The 18,386-nt window shown below is 69.2% G+C and carries 15 protein-coding genes; 8 read left to right on the top strand and 7 right to left on the bottom strand.

What is annotated here, in order from left to right; genetic code table 11:
* Positions 1-55: 55 nt before the first annotated feature.
* The 4 genes from AC0CH8_RS03115 (at position 56) to AC0CH8_RS03100 (ending at position 5,525) form a co-directional block, all read left to right on the top strand.
* Positions 56-3,490, top strand: coding sequence for an error-prone DNA polymerase (locus AC0CH8_RS03115; RefSeq protein ID WP_465238626.1), 3,435 nt, complete (start codon positions 56-58; stop codon positions 3,488-3,490).
* Positions 3,491-3,833: 343 nt separating this feature from the next.
* Complete coding sequence (locus AC0CH8_RS03110) at positions 3,834-4,727, top strand: tetratricopeptide repeat protein (protein ID WP_239474681.1); 894 nt, start codon at positions 3,834-3,836, stop codon at positions 4,725-4,727.
* A 10-nt stretch (positions 4,728-4,737) separates the two neighbouring features.
* On the top strand, positions 4,738-5,355 hold the full coding sequence (locus AC0CH8_RS03105; RefSeq protein ID WP_055844499.1) for an LON peptidase substrate-binding domain-containing protein: 618 nt from the start codon (positions 4,738-4,740) through the stop codon (positions 5,353-5,355).
* A complete protein-coding gene (locus AC0CH8_RS03100; RefSeq protein ID WP_465238625.1) occupies positions 5,352-5,525 on the top strand; it encodes a Trm112 family protein in 174 nt (57 codons plus the stop codon). The genes AC0CH8_RS03105 and AC0CH8_RS03100 overlap by 4 nt, the downstream gene beginning before the upstream one ends.
* A gap of 50 nt (positions 5,526-5,575) precedes the next feature.
* Here AC0CH8_RS03100 and AC0CH8_RS03095 read toward each other — a convergent pair whose 3' ends face one another.
* A complete protein-coding gene (locus tag AC0CH8_RS03095; RefSeq protein ID WP_465238624.1) occupies positions 5,576-5,926 on the bottom strand; it encodes a PilZ domain-containing protein in 351 nt (116 codons plus the stop codon).
* 48 nt (positions 5,927-5,974) lie between these two features.
* Positions 5,975-7,189, bottom strand: coding sequence for a UbiH/UbiF/VisC/COQ6 family ubiquinone biosynthesis hydroxylase (locus tag AC0CH8_RS03090; RefSeq protein WP_465238623.1), 1,215 nt, complete (start codon positions 7,187-7,189; stop codon positions 5,975-5,977).
* Between the two features lie 213 nt (positions 7,190-7,402).
* Between AC0CH8_RS03090 and AC0CH8_RS03085 the strand changes: the two genes are divergently transcribed.
* A complete protein-coding gene (locus AC0CH8_RS03085; protein WP_465238622.1) occupies positions 7,403-9,721 on the top strand; it encodes a DNA translocase FtsK in 2,319 nt (772 codons plus the stop codon).
* A 54-nt stretch (positions 9,722-9,775) separates the two neighbouring features.
* Here the strand turns inward: AC0CH8_RS03085 and AC0CH8_RS03080 are convergent, their stop codons facing one another.
* Complete coding sequence (locus AC0CH8_RS03080) at positions 9,776-10,471, bottom strand: PEPxxWA-CTERM sorting domain-containing protein (RefSeq protein ID WP_465238621.1); 696 nt, start codon at positions 10,469-10,471, stop codon at positions 9,776-9,778.
* A gap of 182 nt (positions 10,472-10,653) precedes the next feature.
* On the opposite strand from AC0CH8_RS03080, the gene AC0CH8_RS03075 reads away from it, so the two are divergent.
* Positions 10,654-11,469, top strand: a complete 816-nt coding sequence (locus tag AC0CH8_RS03075; RefSeq protein ID WP_465238620.1) for a DUF72 domain-containing protein — start codon at positions 10,654-10,656, stop codon at positions 11,467-11,469.
* A 115-nt stretch (positions 11,470-11,584) separates the two neighbouring features.
* On the opposite strand, the gene AC0CH8_RS03070 is transcribed toward AC0CH8_RS03075, so the two are convergent.
* The 3 genes from AC0CH8_RS03070 to hemC form a co-directional block, all read right to left on the bottom strand.
* Positions 11,585-12,490: a hypothetical protein gene (locus AC0CH8_RS03070; protein WP_465238619.1), complete on the bottom strand. Its 906-nt coding sequence runs from the start codon at positions 12,488-12,490 to the stop codon at positions 11,585-11,587.
* 33 nt (positions 12,491-12,523) lie between these two features.
* Complete coding sequence (locus AC0CH8_RS03065) at positions 12,524-13,174, bottom strand: uroporphyrinogen-III synthase (protein ID WP_465238618.1); 651 nt, start codon at positions 13,172-13,174, stop codon at positions 12,524-12,526.
* A 201-nt stretch (positions 13,175-13,375) separates the two neighbouring features.
* Positions 13,376-14,287: a hydroxymethylbilane synthase gene (gene hemC / locus AC0CH8_RS03060; protein ID WP_465238617.1), complete on the bottom strand. Its 912-nt coding sequence runs from the start codon at positions 14,285-14,287 to the stop codon at positions 13,376-13,378.
* 84 nt (positions 14,288-14,371) lie between these two features.
* Between hemC and tsaD the strand changes: the two genes are divergently transcribed.
* Positions 14,372-15,397 (top strand): tRNA (adenosine(37)-N6)-threonylcarbamoyltransferase complex transferase subunit TsaD, encoded by a 1,026-nt coding sequence (gene tsaD, locus AC0CH8_RS03055; protein WP_465238616.1) that lies wholly within the window; start codon positions 14,372-14,374, stop codon positions 15,395-15,397.
* Between the two features lie 13 nt (positions 15,398-15,410).
* The gene (locus tag AC0CH8_RS03050; protein ID WP_465238615.1) at positions 15,411-16,388 is read left to right on the top strand and encodes an NAD(P)H-dependent glycerol-3-phosphate dehydrogenase; all 978 of its coding nucleotides are present in this window, start codon (positions 15,411-15,413) and stop codon (positions 16,386-16,388) included.
* Between the two features lie 135 nt (positions 16,389-16,523).
* Here AC0CH8_RS03050 and AC0CH8_RS03045 read toward each other — a convergent pair whose 3' ends face one another.
* Positions 16,524-18,365 (bottom strand): AsmA family protein, encoded by a 1,842-nt coding sequence (locus AC0CH8_RS03045; RefSeq protein WP_465238614.1) that lies wholly within the window; start codon positions 18,363-18,365, stop codon positions 16,524-16,526.
* Positions 18,366-18,386 lie beyond the last annotated feature (21 nt).

The following is an 18,386-nucleotide window of genomic DNA, read 5'->3' as shown; positions in this document are numbered from 1 at the left end:
TGGGTGCGACGCCCAAGAAGCAGGTTATACAAGGTTGCGGAGCTGCCGACGGGCGATGACCGCGTTCGCCGATCTCGTCACCGCCACCAGCTTCTCGTTCCTCGACGGCGCGAGCCAGCCCGGCGACATGGTAGCCCGCGCGGTGGAGTTGAAGCACGCCGGCATCGGCATCGCCGACCGCAACACCGTGGCCGGCGTCGTCCGCGCCTATGACGCACTGGAGCGCGCGCGAAAGGGGCTGCTCGGCGCGCAACTGCCGCCGCTCGCGTTCAAGCTGGCGGTAGGCGCGCGGCTGGTGTTCGCGGACGGCACACCCGACATCGTCGCCTACCCCGCCACCCGCCACGGCTGGGGCCGGCTGACACGGCTGCTGACGACGGGGAATCTTCGATCGGAAAAGGGTGGCTGCATCCTCGGGCTCGGCGACCTCGTGCGCCACGCCGACGACCTGCTGCTGATCGTCCTCCATCGCTCGACCGAGCGTCCCGCCAAACCCATGCCCGGCATCCCCCTGCCGCCACGCCGTGCCGACCCCGGCCTGCCGGCGACGCTCGGCGAACTGTCGAAGGCCGCACCGGGTCGCGTCTGGCTGGGCCTGACGATGCCGCGTGCGGGTCGCGACCGGCGGCGGCTGGCGCGGCTGGCGGCGGTCGCCGACGCGGCCGGCGTGCCGCTGCTGGCGACCACCGATGCGCTTTATGCGGATCCGGGCGCCCGCCCGCTGCATGACGTCGTTACGTGCATTCGCGAAGGCCTGACCGTCCACGCCGCCGGCCGCATTCTCGCCGCCAATGCCGAACGCCATCTGAAACCACCGGAGGAAATGGCGCGGCTGTTCGCCTTCCGCCCGGATGCCGTCGAGCAAAGCGGAATGATGCTCGACCGCATCGGTTTCGACCTGTCGCAGCTCTCCTACGAATACCCGCACGAACCGGTGCCGGAGGGGTGGGGCGCGCAAAGCTGGCTGGAGCACATCACTTATGCCGCAGCGCTACAGCGGTTTCCCGGGGGTATTCCGGACAGGCTCCAGAAGCTGCTGGACGAAGAACTGCCGCTGATCGCCAGCCGCAACTACGCGCATTATTTCCTCACCGTCCACGACATCGTCCGCTTCGCCCGCGAAGAGTGCAAACCGCCGATCCTGTGTCAGGGGCGCGGCTCGGCGGCGAATTCGGCGGTGTGCTGGCTGCTCGGCGTCACCTCGGTCGATCCGATGAAGCACGACCTGCTGTTCTCGCGCTTCGTGTCGGCGGAGCGCGACGAGCCGCCCGATATCGACATCGATTTCGAACATGAGCGGCGCGAGGAGGTGATGCAGTACATCTACCGCCGCTACGGCCGCCACCGCGCCGCGATCGCCGGCACCGTCATCTGCTATCGCTCGCGCAGCACCGTGCGGGAGGTCGGCCGTGCGCTCGGGTTGACAGAGGATGTCACGCAGCGGCTGACCAGCACCGTCTGGGGTAGCTTTTCCGATCGCTTCGACGAACGGCGCTTCCACGAAACCGGCTTCGACATCGCCAATCCGCAGATCGCGCAACTGCGTACGATCGTCGACCAGCTTCACAAGTTTCCACGCCATCTGTCGCAGCATGTCGGCGGCTATGTCCTGACGGAGGGGCGGCTGGACGAGACAGTGCCGATCCACAATGGCGCTATGAAGGACCGGACCTTTATCGAATGGGACAAGGACGACATCGACGTCCTGAAGATCATGAAGGTCGACATCCTCGCACTCGGCATGCTGACCTGCATCCGCAAGGCGTTCGACCTGATGCGGGGTGCCGACATGGGCGACCACGATCTCGACACAGTGCCGCCCGATGCGCCGGAGGTGTTCGAGATGCTGTGCGACGGCGACAGCATCGGCGTGTTCCAGGTCGAAAGCCGTGCGCAGATCAACATGCTGCCGCGGCTCAACCCGCGCGAACTCTACGATCTGGTAGTGCAGGTCGCGATCGTGCGGCCGGGACCGATCGAGGGCGATATGGTCCACCCCTATCTGCGCCGCCGCGCCGGCAAGGAGCTGGTCGAATGTCCGTCGCCGTCACCGCCGCACGATCCACATGAACTGAAGACGCTGCTCGGCAAAACGTACGGCGTACCGCTGTTTCAGGAACAGGCGATGAAGCTGGCGATCGTCGCCGCCAGCTTCACGCCCGACGAGGCGAACCGCCTGCGCAAGGCGATGGCGACGTTCCGCCACGTCGGCGGCATGGAGGATTTTCAGGCGAAGCTGGTCGATGGCATGACCGCGCGCGGCTACACGCGCGAATTCGCGGAACGCTGCTATCGCCAGATCGAGGGGTTCGGCAGCTACGGCTTCCCCGAAAGCCACGCGCTGTCGTTCGCGCGGCTGGTCTATGTCTCGTCGTGGATCAAATGCCGCTATCCGGCGGTGTTCGGCTGCGCGATCCTGAACTCGCAGCCGATGGGCTTCTACGCCCCCGCGCAACTCGCCCGCGACGCGATCGAACATGGCGTCGACGTGAAGCCGATCGACGTCAATCACAGCATCTGGGACAACCGGCTCGAACCCGGTGCGCCAAGGCCGGTCGCGCGTAACTTCCATCGCCGGCGCGTCGGTCCGGATGGCAGTCCGGTCGGCTGGGATGCTGCAGTCCGCGACGATCGCGACGTCGCCATCCGCCTCGGCTTCCGTCAGATCGACGGCTTCCGCGAGGATTGGGGGAACGCCATTGCCGCCGCCGCGCCCTACGCGTCGATCGAGGACCTTGCCCGCCGCGCCGGACTGCCGTCGCGGGCGTTGAAGCTGCTCGCCGATGCCGATGCGTGCGGTTCGCTGGGGACGGACCGGCGGCAGGCGGGATGGGAGGTCCGGCGGACGCCGCCGGTGCAGCTCGCCCTGTTCGCCGCCGCCGATGCGCCGGAACTGGGTGTGGAGCCGGATGCGAAGCTGCCCGAGATGCCGTTGTCGGAACAGGTCGCCGCCGACTACCAGACGACACGGCTGTCGCTGAAGGACCACCCGATGACCTTCCTGCGCGCGACGTTCGCAGGCGAGGGCATCCTGACCTGCGAACAACTGCGTCATGCGAAGGACGGCCGCCGCGCCAGCGTCGCCGGTGTCGTTCTGGTCCGCCAGCGACCGGGCAAGGGCAACGCGGTCTTCATCACCGTGGAGGACGAAAGCGGTGTCGCCAACGCGCTGATGTGGGCGCGCGATTTCGAGGAGCATCGCCGCGCGGTGATGGCGTCGCGGCTGATGGTCCTGCACGGCGTCGTCCAGCGCAGCGACGAGGGGGTCGTGCATCTGATGACGGCGCGGGTCGAGGATCGCACGCACGAACTGCGCCGCCTGTCGGAGGATCACCAGCCGACGATCACCCTGTCGCGCGCCGACGAGTTCATCCGCCCCCAACACCCCCGCGGCCGCGACCCCCGCCACGACGACGCGCCCAGTCACACCCCCCGCCACGGCCATCCCCGCGACGTACGCGTGCTGCCCAAATCGCGCGATTTCCATTAAATGCGGGCGAACCTCCCACCCTCACCACCCCGGCGAAGGCCGGGGTCCAGCTTCCACGAAGCTGTTGAGACTCACGACATGGGCGGCGCCTGGCCCCCGGCCTTCGCCGGGGTGGATGGGCCGGAAGGAGTGGGAACGCCCAAAGCTGTCCTTCACCCGTCCCGTGCGGTAAAGACTCCTTCGCACGCCGACACCGAACCAGCGAACCAGCGAACAGCCCCATCTGCACGCGATATCCCCCGAGCTTCGGGACCTTTCACCTCGCTCCCGCTTCCAATCCGCCCCCTTCCGCCCCAAATAGCGACCGACACAAGCGAACGGAGATCACGTGGCCACCCTGGGAATGTCGCCTGCCGAAAAGGATGCGGTCGCCGCCTTCCGCCGCGACGTCGTCGAACCGTCGATGTCGAGCCTCGTCATCATCGATTTCTGGGCGGAGTGGTGCGGCCCCTGCAAGGCGCTGACGCCGGTGCTGGAAAAGGTCGCCGCCGCCTATGCCGACAAGGGCGTCGTGCTGGCCAAGGTCGATACCGACAAGAACCAGTTCATCGCCGCGCAATTCCAGATCAAGTCGATCCCGACCGTCTATGCGATGTTCCAGGGGCAACTCGTCGCCGACCTGACGCCGGCCCGCACCGAAAGCGCGCTGCGGACGATGCTCGACCAGCTGCTGAAGCAGCTGCCGATCCAGACCGAAGCCGCCGATCAGGAGGCCGAGTTGGAGCCGCTGATCGCGATGGGCGAGGACATTCTCGCCGAGGGCGACGGCGAACGCGCGCTGTCGCTGTTCGACCAGCTGCTCGAAATGGCGCCGGAGCACCCCGCCGTCCTGTCCGGCCGCATCCGCGCGCTGGTCGCCGCCGGCCGCACCGACGAGGCGCAGGCGGCGGTCGATGCGCTGCCCGTCGACCTGAAGGACCCCGGCCTCGACCGTGCGCGTGCCGCGCTGGCGCTGGCGCAGACCGCGCAACCGGTGGCGGACTATGCCGCGCTCGCGACCGAGGTTCAGAACAACCCCGACGATCACGAACGTCGCTTCGCGCTTGCGGGCGCGCAGATGGCGGCGGGCGACCGCGATGCCGCGGCGGACAACCTTCTCTACATCGTCGCCGCCGACCGCGAGTGGAACGACGGGGCGGCGCGCACCCAGTTGCTGAAGCTGTTCGAAGTCGTCGGCCTGATGGACCCCTGGGTGTCGGCGCAGCGCCGCCGTCTGTCCGCGGTGCTGTTCGGATGACGGACGCCCGATGACGCGGCTCTCGATCTTTCCGCTGCCTGGCGCGCTGCTGTTTCCCGACATGCACCTGCCGCTGCACATCTTCGAGCCGCGCTACCGCGCGATGATCTCCGACGCGATGGCGCGTGACCGGCGGATCGGCATGATCCAGCCGCGGATCGAGCCGGGCGCGATGTCGGACAAGCCGCCGCTTTATACTACCGGCTGCGTCGGCAAGATCGCGGAGGTGGAGGCGCTGGAGGACGGCCGCTACAACGTCATCCTCGAAGGGCTTTCGCTGTTCCGCGTCGTCCGCGAACTCGACGCTGCAACCGCGTTCCGCCAGATCGAGGCGGAGCTGCTGCCGACGATTGCCGACGACGCGCTGTCACTGGGCCGTCGCTCGTCGCTGGAAATGGAATCGCGCCGCTTCGCCGACGCTGCCGGCTATTCGGTGGATTGGGATGCGGTCGGCCGGCTCGACGACCAGAGCCTCGTCAACGGCATCGCCCAGATCGCGCCGTTCGACGTCGCCGCCAAACAGGCGCTGCTGGAGGCGCCCGATATCGAACAGCGCGCCGAACTCATCATCCAGCTCATGCAGTTCTTCGGCCGCCACGACGGTGAGGATCGGGTGACGCTGCAATGAGCGCGCTCGATCCGTGGCTGCTGGAACGGCTCGTCTGCCCGGTGACGCGTACGCCGCTGCGCTACGACGAAGCGGCGCAGGAACTGGTGTCGGAGGCGGCGGGGCTCGCCTATCCGATTCGGGACGGCGTGCCCGTGATGCTGGTCGAGGAAGCTCGGGTTCTCGGCTGAACCCTCAGCGGTCGCGGCGATAGGCCCTCAGCGGTCGCGGCGATAGGCCCTCAGCTGTCCCGGCGATAGGCGTTGCCCATCTCCGCCATCCAGCCCGCTTTCGCCGTGGCGGATACCGCGGCGCGGGGCTTGCGCGCGGCATCCAGATCGACCGTCGACCGAAATCGCAACCCAGCCAGTTGCGGCTTGGCCCACATGACGTCGGCGATCAGCCCTTGCAGGCTGCCCATCGCCACCGTCACGACATCGCCTGCGGCCAGATCCTGCACATTGTCGACGCACGCCCCCCGCGGCGACAGATTGCGCACCCGCCGCTCGACGCTGGCGCCGTCCCGCGCAATGGCGGCACGGATGATGACTCCACTCCGCTTCTCGCGGGTGTCGGATGATGGCTCGGTCATCCCGCCGACATAGCCGACGACGGTTAAACTCTGGCTAAATCCGGCCGTTCAGATCATCGCGCCCTGCAACAGCCGCGGCAACTGCCCGCTCTCGCCGCGCGCCTCGGCCATGAACCGCGCCTTCAGCGGCGGCAGCCGGTCGACCGCCGAAATCCCGAACCGTCGCACCGCGCTCGCCGTGCGTCCCCGCACCCCGAACAATCGCGTCAGCCCGTCCGTCGCCGCCGCCACCGCCAGCGTGTCGAGCCCGCGCCAGCTCTGGTACCGCGCCAACACCTGCGCATCGCCGAGGTCGAGCCCCAGCCGCCGCGCCTCCACCAGCACCTCCGCCAGCACCGCGACATCGCGAAAGCCCAGGTTCAGCCCCTGCCCGGCGATCGGATGGATGCCGTGCCCCGCATCGCCCACCAGCGCCAGCCGCTCCGCGGTGATCGTGCCGGCATGATGGAATCCCAACGGATAGGATGCCCGCGGACTGGGCGCGGACAGCGTACCGAGGAACCCGCCCATCCGCTTCTCCGCCTCCGCCAGGAACGCGCGGTCGGACAGCTTAACCAGCCCCGGCCCATGCGCCGCCGCGACCGACCAGACGATCGCCGAGCGGTGGCCGATCGTATCGTCCGGCAACGGCAGCAACGCGAACGGACCCGACGGGTAGAAGATCTCGTAGGCGATATCGCCATGCGGTTGCGCGTGGTGAAACGCCCCGACGATCGCGGCATGATCGTACGACCAGCGCGCGACGCGAATGCCCGCTGCCTCCCGCGTGGGTGAATGACGCCCCTCCGCCGCGATCAGCAACGGCGCGCGCACGGTGCTGCCGTCGTCCAGCGTTGCGACCACCCCCGCAGCGCCGCGCTCGACCTGCGTCGCGCGTGTCTGCATCTTCAACGAGACGTTCTTCGCGTCGCGCGCCGCCTCGAACAGGGTCCGCCGCAGCAGCCGGTTCTCGTACATCGTCCCCAGCGCGCCGTCTTCGGCATCGGGCAGGAAGTCGAGTGCGCCGGGCTTCAAACCGTCGCTCACCCGGATCTGCCGGATCGCGCAGCCCTTGCCCGCCAGTGTCGCGCCGACGCCGATCGCATCGAGCATCCGGTGGCTCGCGCTCGCCACCGCCGACGCGCGACCGTCGAAGCCGGGGGCGAGCATCACCGCCGGATCGGCAGGGTCGATCACGGTGGAGGTCAGGCCATGCGCGTCCAGCGCCAGCGCCAGCGTTGCCCCGACCAGCCCGCCGCCGAGGATGATGACATCGTTCTGCATGCGAAGGGTCTTACCCGCGCTGGCTGCGCCGGCCCAAGCGCCAAATGCGGCGGGAGGGACATACATCGTCGCGACGCAGCGCCGTGATCCCGGGCGGCCCGGGAACAGGACGGCCCAGGAACAGGACGGCAACGCCCAACTTGACGAGGTTAACGCGAAAGCCGATGCTTTCCGCCGGGCAATCTACGAACATACTGACGGGGAACGAAGGCGATGGCCAGCCAGGCGCAGCCGCCGCTGTGGCGCGAGACGATGAAGGCCGGTGCGGTGCGCAGCGGGGCGTTGATCGCGTCCGCGGCGCTCTTCGCCGTGACCAGTTTGCTGGCGCTGGCGCTGGCAAGCTACCACCCCGCCGATCCGGCGATCAACACCGCGTCCGGCGGCGCTGCGGCGAACCTCGTCGGCTTTCCCGGCGCGTGGCTGGCGGATTTGATGCTGAGCGCGTTCGGCCCCGTCGTCGCGCTGCTGCTGCCCGTCGGGCCGATCGTCGCGCTGCGCTTGTGGCGCGACGCGCCTGCCGGTCGCTGGGTGCGGATGTTGCGCGGCGCGACTCTCGGCGTGGCGCTCATGGCGACGGCGCTGGCGTTCGTGTCGGCCGCGTCGGTGCTGGCGCTGCCCGCCGGCTGGGGCGGGATCGTCGGGCTCGGTGTCGCGGGTGCGATCCGCTGGGCGCTGGCGTTCGTCGGTCAGCCTGTGGCGGAGCTGTGGGCGGGCCGCGCGCTCGGCCTGATCGCGGCGATTGCCGGCGTAATCATCTGGGCGCGCAGCCTGGAGATCGAATTCGGCGAGCGTCGCTGGCGGTTCCGCCGCGCGCGTCCCGCCGATGGTGACCTGCCCTACGATATCGACGCCTATGCGACCGATGAGGATGACGAGGAGCCGCTGACGCTGACGCGCAAGCCGGTGCAGCCGCGCGCCGTCGCGGAGCCGGACCCGCGGCCGGCGCCGGTGATCGCCGACCGCAACCTCGCGCCCGTGTCCGCCGCGACGCCCAAGCGCCAGCAACAGCTCGACCTGCGCGACAATTACGTGCTGCCGTCGCTCGACCTGCTGGTGCCGTCGCCACCCTCGTCGGGCAACGTCGTCGACAAAGCCGCGCTGGAACGCAACGCCCGCCTGCTGGAGAACGTGCTCGACGACTTCCACGTCAAGGGTTCGATTATCGAAGTCCGCCCCGGCCCCGTCGTGACGATGTACGAACTGGAACCCGCGCCGGGCATCAAGGCCAGTCGTGTCATCGCGCTGGCGGACGACATCGCACGCAATATGTCGGCGATCTCCGCGCGCGTCGCGGTGATCCCCGGTCGCAACGTCATCGGCATCGAACTGCCGAACGCCAAGCGTGAGTCGGTATCGCTCCACGAACTCGTCGGCAGCCAGTCGTTCGAGGATCAGGCGGCGCAGCTGCCGATCATCCTGGGCAAGAACATCGCCGGCGATCCGGTCATCACCGATCTCGCGCCGATGCCGCATCTGCTGGTCGCGGGCACCACCGGGTCGGGCAAGTCGGTCGGCCTGAACTGCATGATCCTGTCGCTGCTGTACCGGCTGACACCCAGCCAGTGCCGGATGATCATGATCGACCCGAAGATGCTGGAACTCAGCATGTACGACGACATCCCGCACCTGTTGTCGCCCGTCGTCACCGATCCCGCCAAGGCCGTCCGCGCGCTGAAATGGGCGGTGGAGACGATGGAGGATCGCTATCGGCAGATGTCGTCGGTGGGCGTGCGTTCGCTCGCGGGCTTCAACGACAAGGTACGGGGCGCGCGTGCGAAGGGCCAACCGCTCGGCCGGCGTGTCCAGACCGGCTACAATCCCGACACCGGCGCGCCGATCTACGAGGAGGAGAAGCTCGAATACGACGTGCTGCCGCAGATCGTGGTGATCGTCGACGAGCTGGCCGACCTGATGATGACCGCCGGCAAGGAGGTCGAATTCCTGATCCAGCGGCTGGCGCAGAAGGCGCGCGCGGCCGGTATCCACCTCATCATGGCGACGCAGCGACCGTCGGTCGATGTCATTACCGGCGTCATCAAGGCCAATCTGCCGACGCGCATCAGCTTCCACGTCACGTCGAAGATCGACTCGCGCACCATTTTGGGCGAGCAGGGCGCGGAGCAGCTGCTGGGGCGTGGCGACATGCTGTACATGCCGGGCGGCAAGGGCATCGTCCGCGTCCACGGCCCCTTCACCAGCGACGACGAGGTGCGCGCGGTGGCCGATCACTGGCGCGGGCAGGGGCTGCCCGATTACATCTCGTCCGTCACCGAGGAGCCGGAGGACGGCTTCGCACTGGAGGGCGCACCGACCGGCGAGGATTCGGCGGAGGACCAGCAATATCGCGCTGCGATCCAGCTCGTCTGCGAATCGCAAAAGGCGTCGACCAGCTGGCTCCAGCGCCAGTTGCGGATCGGCTACAATTCCGCCGCGCGCCTGATCGAACGCATGGAGAAGGACGGCATCGTCGGCCGCCCCGACCATGTCGGCCGCCGCGAAGTGCTGCGCGACGCCGAGGGGCACGCGATATAACAATCATATGGGGCGAACCATGCCGAGCCCGATGGCCGGCATGGTTCGCACCCGTTACGCGTTCGCCAGGCGCATCGTCCGGCGGCGGCGCATCGCCCCGCCGATCGTCCCGAAGCCCAGCACCATCATCGCCCAGGTCGCCGGCTCCGGCACCGCCCCAGCATCGGCGGTCAAGGTCAGTTGATCGATCCGCACCGCAGCGATCAGATCGATGTTGTGCAGCACCACGTCGAGCCGGTTGACGCCGCTGACGAACAGGGCCGGATCCAGCGTCGAGAACGCCGTCAGCGCCGTGAACGTCTCCCGTCGATAGCCATAGACGCCGCCGATCGCGACCCCGTTCAGCAGCACCGTGGCTTCGTTGTCAGCCCCGACGAAGCCCGAAAGCCGCGCAGTGGCAGCGTTGAACCCGGTCAGGTCGAACGTGGTCGTGAAGGTGAAGTTGGCGTTGTAGCCCATCTGCGACGTGTCGGCCGTGTACGAAATCCAGCGCGATGTCGCGGTATCTGCTGCATAATTGAAGTTGTAGAAGGTGACGGCCTGCGTTCCGACCGGCTGCGTTGCCGATGTCGTTGCCGTCAGGCGATAATTCGCGTCCGCCACACCGTTGCCAGCAGCCAGCGACGCGCCGCCCGCACCGAACCCGGTGCTATACACACCGGGCACCGTCACCGCCTGAACAGCCGCACCGGTCATGAGTCCCGCAACCAGAACAGCACCCCGCATCGCGGCCTTGATAGTGATCGACATCGTTTATTCCCCCTGAAAGCCCGATGCCATGACTTGCACGTTACTTGACCGTTTACCATGCCTCTATTTCGTCCGAAATAGAGACTCGTCGGCGGGCTGCGGGCGTTCCGAGATCGCACTGGTATCGCGTGCAGTCCTCGCCCACCGATGCTAATCGCGAACGATGGATGTGGGGCAGCGACATGGGATCGGCTGAGGCAGCACAGCGCAGAGGCGCGGTCCGCGTCGGCATCGGCGGCTGGACCTACGAACCGTGGCGCGGCACGTTCTTCCCGGAGAAGTGGCCGCACAAACGCGAGCTGGAATACGCCGCCGGCCAGGTCACCGCGATCGAGGTCAACGGCACCTATTACAGCGGCTTCAAGCCCGCGACCTTCGCCGGGTGGCGCGACACGACGCCGGACGGTTTCGTCTTCGCGCTGAAAGCGTCGCGTTACTGCACCAACCGCAAGGTGCTGGCGGAGGCGGGCGAGTCGATCGCGCGCTTCACGGGGCAGGGGATCGTCGAACTCGGGGACAAGCTCGGCCCGATCCTGTGGCAGTTCATGGCCACCAAGAAATTCGACGCGGACGATTTCGGCGCGTTCCTGAAGCTGCTGCCGACGAAACAGGACGGCATCGCGCTCCGACACGCGGTGCATGTCCGGCACGAGAGTTTCGCCTGCCCCGAGTTCGTGGCGCTGTGCCGCGGGGCGGGCGTCGCGATCGTCTACGCGCACTCAACGGAGTATCCGGCGATCGCCGATGCGTCGGGCGATCTCGTCTATGCCCGGCTGGAGGCGGCGGAGGAGCGCTTCGTCGCCGGCTACGCACCCGCCGCGCTGGACGAGTGGGCGACGACCGCCAAGCGCTGGGCGGCGGGGGAGCAGCCGGACGGCCTGCCCTATGCCGCGCCCGACCCCGCATCGAAACAGCCGCGCGATACGTTCATATTCTTCATCAACGGCGCCAAGGTCCGCGCCCCGCAGGGAGCGATGGCGCTGATCGAGCGGCTTTGATCGGGCGTATTCGCCGCGCGGTGGAAACGGCAGCTTGATCGGGCGATGCTTCCAAAGCTTGGCGCCAACCCGGTATGGGCCCTGGTCTAGTTTCGGCGAAGGGGGTGAAATCCCCTCAATCGCCTTCGGTCGTCACCACCGGCGCAGCTTCCTGTGTCGGCACCACACGCAATGGCGGCTGCAAGCCCTGCGCCTGCCCGAGGATCGCCGCCGTCTCGATCACGTCGAGCGCCTGATGCGTCAGCACCCAACGCCGCGCCGCGCTCATCCACGCGCCGGCATCGTTCGCGCCCGGCAGCCGGGCGACTTCCGCGCGCGCCGCATCTACGCGACCGTCGTCCAGCAAGCGGCGTGCCCGCGCGATCCGCTCCTCGGCGGCGGGGGAGGGCGTTCCCTCCGGCCTCAGCACCACCAGATTGCCGAAGTTGCGGCGCAGGTCGGCCCACCACCCCTCGCTTGCTGGACGTGCCAGATCGGGGGCGAGCGCGTCGAGGCCCTGACGCAGATCCTCCGCCGTCACCGGCTCGCGCGCGGCCTGCACGATGATCGCCACCGCCTTGGGCTGCGCCTGCGCGAACCGCGTGCGCAACTGCTCTTCGAGATAGCCGAGCGGCGTACCCTTATCGATCGCCCGCCGCGCCGCGAATGCGACCATCAGCGCCTCCGCCCGCGTCGCCTGCGCGCCCGCCGCGGCGGCATCCGTCGCGACCACCGCGGCGCGCGTCTCCAACGCGGCGAGTTGCCCCGCCAGTGCAGCCTCGCGCGTGACCAGCGTCGCCGGATCGACGTTCGGCACCGATCCCGTCGATGTCAGCGGTTGCGCCGGCTGGAACCCCGTGGCGGTGGGCGCGGCTGCGGCCGCCTGCCGCTGTGCCATCAGCCCGCCGAACGACCAGCCCGACCGGACCGCCAGCCCCACCAGCAGCGCGCCGCCGAGAAACGCCAGCAGTACCAGCGTCAGGATGATGCCCATGCGGGGCCCGCGGGAACGCGTCGGATCGGTGGGCGCGTGGCTGCTCATTGCACGCGTTTATCGGGCCGCGGGGCGGTGCGGTCAATCACCGTCGCGACCGGCGAGCCGCACCGCCAGCGCGACGAGTGCCTCATCGCGGGGCATGTCGCTCGCCTCGACCGCTCGCCACCCGTTGCCGGCCGCCGCCGCGACCGCCGGACTCAGCGCTGCGATCACGATGCTTTCGCGCGCTTCCCCCTCCACTATCGCAGCCAGCCGCGCCGCCGCGCGCGCCGAATGCACCAGCGCGACACTGCCCTCGAAGGGTGCGCCGTCGACCGGCAACGGCTCCGTCGCATAGACGACGATCGTCGTCGCTACCGCGACCGCATGATGCTCGCGCCCCGCCAGATGCAGCAGGCGTCCGGTCGTGGCCGCCGTCACCGATGCGGCATCGCCGCTGCCCGTCAGCATGACGGTGAAGCCAGCCGCGCGCGCCGCCCGTGCCGTAGCCTCTCCCACGGCGACCACGGGCAGCTCTCGCAACCGCGCCAACCCCTCGCCACCATGCCGCAACGCATTGGCGCTGGTCAGCAGCAGCGCGTCGAACTGCGCTGGGTCCGGCACTGTCCACGCCACCGCCGCTACGCAGAACAACGGCAACCTCAGGGCGACGAGACCGGCCTGCTCGACCCTCGTCGCCGTCGCCGCGTTCCCCGGCTCCGGTCGTAAGACGACGATCGGGCGCGGCATGCCGTCAGGCTCCTGGCCGATAGGCGAGGCGCGCTACGGGGATCGGTAAACCGCTTGGACGCGGATCAGAATGTCCGCGCGGATGCGCAGAGGCGCGGTGAATGGCTTGCGGCGTGGCGCCGCTGCCTTCGGAGTCGTACAGCTTGATGAGGGCGTCGACGTTCAGGGCGCTGCTGCGCCACCGTCGCCCACCACCCGTCATCACGCCGCGAACAGCCGCCGCACCGCCTCCGGCGCGCGAGCAAGCAGGTCGGCGGCCAGCGCACCGCCGAGGTCCTCGCCCGGCACGCCCTCGACCTGCCCGACGACATCCTCCTCGCCGTCCTCCGACAGCAATTGCCCGCGCAGCGACAGCGTCTCGCCCGCCAGGCTCGCCAGTGCCGCGACCGGCGAGTGACAATCCGCCGACAGGCTCGCCAGCAACGATCGCTCCGCTGCGACACAGGCATGCGTCGCCGAATCGTCGATCGCCGCGACCAGCGCCTCGGCCGCGGCATCGGCGCGGCGGACTTCGATCCCGACCGCCCCCTGCGCCGGCGCGGGCAGCATGACGTCGGTGCCGATCGCATGACCCACATCGCTGCGCCCCAGCCGGTCGAGCCCCGCCGCCGCCAGCAGCGTCGCATCGACCTCGCCCGCCGCCAGCTTCGCCAGCCGCGTCTCGACATTGCCGCGGAACAGCACGATCGACAGGTCTGGCCGCAGCCGCAGCAACTGCGCGCGCCGTCGCGGCGAACTGGTGCCGACCACCGCGCCCCGGCGCAGCACGTCGAGCGATTCGACCCCGATCAGCCGGTCGCGTACATCCGCGCGCGGCAGCGTCGCGGCAATGCGGATCGCCTCCGGCCGGATCGTCTCGACATCCTTCATCGAATGCACCGCCGCGTCGATCGCACCGTCGAGCAGGGCGCGGTCGAGTTCCTTGGTCCACAGCGCCTTGCCGCCGATCTCCGCCAGCGCGCGGTCCTGCACGCGGTCGCCGGTGGTGCGGATCACGACGAGCTCGACGGCGTCTTCCGGCCAGTCGTGCGCGGCGCACAGCCCCGCGCGCACCATTCCCGCCTGCGTCAATGCCAGCGGCGAACCCCGCGTCCCGAGCCTGAACCGGATCATTTCCGCCGGTTAGCGCGGGGAAAGGGGCGGGGACAAGGGCCACCGGGATTTGCCCGCCCCGGTTGCCCGCCCTACAGGGCATATATGCTGATCCTTGGTCTGGAATCCTCCTGCGACGAGACCGCCGCCGCGCTCGTCACCGACGATCGCCGTGTCCTGGCGCACCGGCTCGCGGGGCAGGAGGCGGCGCACGCGCCTTACGGGGGCGTCGTGCCGGAGATCGCCGCCCGCGCGCATGTCGAGGCGATGGAGCCGCTGATCGCCGCCGCTCTCAAGGATGCGGGCATCGCGCTCGGCGATGTCGACGCGATCGCCGCCACCGCCGGGCCGGGCCTGATCGGCGGCGTCATGGTCGGCCTCGTCACCGGCAAGGCGCTGGCGCACGCGGTCGGCAAACCGCTCATCGGCGTCAACCATCTGGAGGGGCATGCGCTCAGCCCGCGGCTGTCCGACCCCGATCTCGACTTTCCCTATCTGCTGCTGCTGGTGTCGGGCGGCCATTGCCAGTTGCTGCTGGTCGAGGGCGTCGGCCGCTATCGCCGACTCGCCACGACGATCGACGATGCCGCGGGAGAGGCGTTCGACAAGACCGCCAAGGTGCTGGGCCTCGGCTTCCCCGGTGGTCCCGCCGTCGAACGGGCGGCGGCGCTGGGAAACCCCCGCGCGGTACCGCTGCCGCGCCCGCTCAAGGGGTCCGCCGAGCCGCATTTCTCGTTCGCGGGCCTGAAAAGCGCGGTCGCGCGTGCCGCCGCCGATCACTCGCCCGAGGATCTCGCGGCATCCTTCCAGGCGGCGGTGGTCGAATGCCTGATCGACCGCACCGCCCGCGCGCTCCACGCCGCCCCGGAGGCCAAGGCGCTCGTCGTGGCGGGTGGCGTCGCCGCCAACACCGCCGTCCGCACCGCGCTGGCCGGGCTGGCGGCGGAGCATGGCCGCCGCTTCGTCGCGCCGCCGCTGTGGCTGTGTACGGACAATGCCGCGATGATCGCGTGGGCGGGGGTGGAGCGGTTCGCCGCGGGCCTTACCGATCCGCTCGACATGCCGGCACGCCCGCGCTGGCCGCTCGATCCATCGGCACCGCCGGTGCGCGGTGCGGGGGTGAAGGCATGACAAGGTCGCGGGCATGAGGATCGGCGTGCTCGGCGGCGGCGCGTGGGGCACCGCGCTGGCGCAGGTCGCTGCGCATGGCGGCCGCGACGTGCTGCTCTGGGCGCGCAGCCGCGACGTGGTCGACGCGGTCAATCGCGATCACCTCAACCCCTTGTTCCTGAATGACATAAAGCTGTCGGAGAAGATCGTCGCGACGACCGATCCAACTCGGATGCGCGATGTCGACGCCTTGCTCGTCGTCGTGCCGGCGCAGCATGTCGGCACCGTGCTCGCCGCGACGCCGGTCGGCCAGACGCCGCTGATCCTGTGCGCCAAGGGCATCGAGGCGGGCACCCGCCGCCTGGTGGGGGAGGTCGCGCGCGCCGCGCACCCGGCCGCGCCGATCGCCGTCCTGTCCGGCCCCACTTTCGCACATGAGGTCGCCCGCGGACTGCCGACCGCGGTGACGCTCGCCTGCGAGGACGACGAGCTGCGCGCGCGACTGATGGATCGTCTCGCGGCACCGCATTTCCGCCCCTATGCATCGAACGACGTCATCGGTGCGGAGATCGGTGGAGCCGTGAAGAACGTCCTCGCGATCGGCTGCGGCGTGGTCGAGGGGGCCGGGCTGGGCCAGAACGCCCGTGCCGCGCTGATCGCCCGTGGCTTCGCGGAAATGACGCGATTCGGTCTGGCGCGCGGCGCACGAGCGGAGACGCTGGCGGGATTGTCCGGCCTCGGCGACCTCGTCCTCACCTGTTCGTCGACCAGCAGCCGCAACTTCTCTCTCGGGGTCGGGCTGGGGCGCGGCGAAACGGCGGCGACACTGCTCCAGGATCGCCGCACCGTCGCGGAGGGTGCGTTCACCGCCCCCGTGCTGCGTCAGGCGGCGGGCGAAGCGGGCGTCGACATGCCCGTTACCGATGCGGTCTGTCGTTTGCTGGAAGGTGCCCCTGCCGCGCAGGTGGTCGGCGACCTGCTGGCGCGACCGCTGCGCGACGAGGGTCGATAGAATGCGTTCGCGCTGTCCTACAGAACCCGATCCGCCTATATGAAGCGCGCCGACCCGCTCTTTCAAACGTCCACATCCACTCCTCGGCCATAAGCTGCGTTGGACTAACCTTAGCCTAACCTTCCGCAGTCGCGCTTACCGCAAGGCCCGCGCCGCCAGCGCGTTGCAATTCGCATTCCCGGCGACCGGCCCGCTATGCCCGGTGATGCGATTACCGATCGCTTTCAGGATGTTGCCGACCGATTTCACCTCGCGCGGCACGACGATCCTGGGATCGGTCAGCGTCCCCGCGATCGCCGCATTGCCGGGGATGCGCAGGATGACGTCACGCTTGGGCGCGCCCTTCATCGTCAGCGCCAGCGTTTCCTCCGGGAAGGCGATGGTGCCCGACCCGGTCAACTGGCTGATCGCCGTGTCGACGACCAGCGGGTTGATCCGGCCGGTGCCATCCTTCACCGCGACCCGCGCGATCAGGCAGCGCAGGCCGGTGCGGTCGTCCGACCCCGCCAGCAACGCCCGGCCCGCGTCGAAGCCCAAAGCGGCAGCATAACGCTGCGGCAATTGACCTTCGCGCACCACGAAGCCGATGCCGCCGCTCGACCGGCCGATCGCGCTGCGGATGGTATCGCCCACCCCGGTCAGCCGCGCACGGCCGTCGAGCTTGCCCGTGAACTGCCCGTCTTCGGCGAAGCCGGCGATCCGGCCGCCGTCCAGCCGGACGTCGAACGACAGGATCGGCGACCGCCGGCCGCCGCGCTGGTCGATCGTCGCGCGACCGGTGACCCGGCCCTGCGCCAGCACCATTTTCAGCGGCGACAGCGTCAGCAATTGGTGGTCCATCGTCATCGTCGCCGCCAGCGACCGAATCGGCGCATTCGCGCCTGGCCCGACGATCTGGTCGACGTTGAACACCAGCCGCCCGTCCGTGTTGTCGATCTTGCCGATGTCGATGCGGGTGTCGGGCACCAGCCGCGGCCCGATCCGGCGTTCCTTCGCAATGCCCTCGGCACGTCCTTCGGGGGACGTCAGGTCGTCGAACGCGAACTGCTTCGACACCAGCGCGCCGTCGATCTTCGATCGGCCGTCGATCTTGTCGACCGTCATATGTCCACGCAGATCGGACCGGCCGATCATGCCTTTCAGCGCCGTGATCGTCCACCGCGTCGGATCGTGCCGGACATGCGCGGTCAGCGCCACCGAGCGGGTCCGGAACAACCCCGCCTCGATCACCGCGTCGATCATCTTCAGGTCGGTCGCGCGAGCCGACACGTCCAGCGTCATCGCATCGGTGTCGAGCGGCCGGTCCATGCTGCCGTTGGCATGCATGGTCAGCGCCCGTCCGGTCACGTCGGCGGTGAACGGCCAAGGCTGGCCGCGAACGGGGGCGGGGCCGCTCACGGTAATCCGCACCGGCGCACCGCGAATGACGCCGTCGCCCTCCGCCTTCAGCCCGGCGTCGGGATCGGCGGTCAGCCGCATCGTCGCCCGCCGGTCCTGCACGGCGTCGGCATAGCTGACGACGGCATCGCGGATCGTGATCGCACCGAGGTCGGTGGAGCCGCCGCCACCCTGCGGTTTGCCCGGCCGGTCCCAGTTGGTCCGCTTCCGGGCATCGCGAACCAGCGCCAGCCGCACGCCGTCCGCCGTCACGTCGCGCGGCCGGAACTCGCCCGTCAGCAACGGCCACACCGGAAAGCTGACCGTCACCTGCTTCACCCGCGCAAAGTCGCCGGTGCCAGCCCAGTCCGCCTGCGGCACGCGCACGTCGCGAATGGCGATGACGGGGGTGAAGCCGAAGCTGTCGATCCGGTCGACGGCACCGATCGTCACCGGCCGGCCGAAGCGCTCCGTCGCCTCGCGCTCGACGATGCCGCGGAACACGCCCCACGGGAACATCGCCACGATCGATAACAGGATGACGAGGACGCCGAGCAGCACCCCGCCGATGATCCGCCAGCGCCTGCCGATTTGCCCCATATCAAGCCGGACGTTCCGCAC

It is taken from the genome of Sphingomonas sp. AC435, from assembly GCF_979253005.1.
Note: the sequence above shows the minus strand (reverse complement) of the source record. Positions and strands in the feature narration are given on the sequence as shown.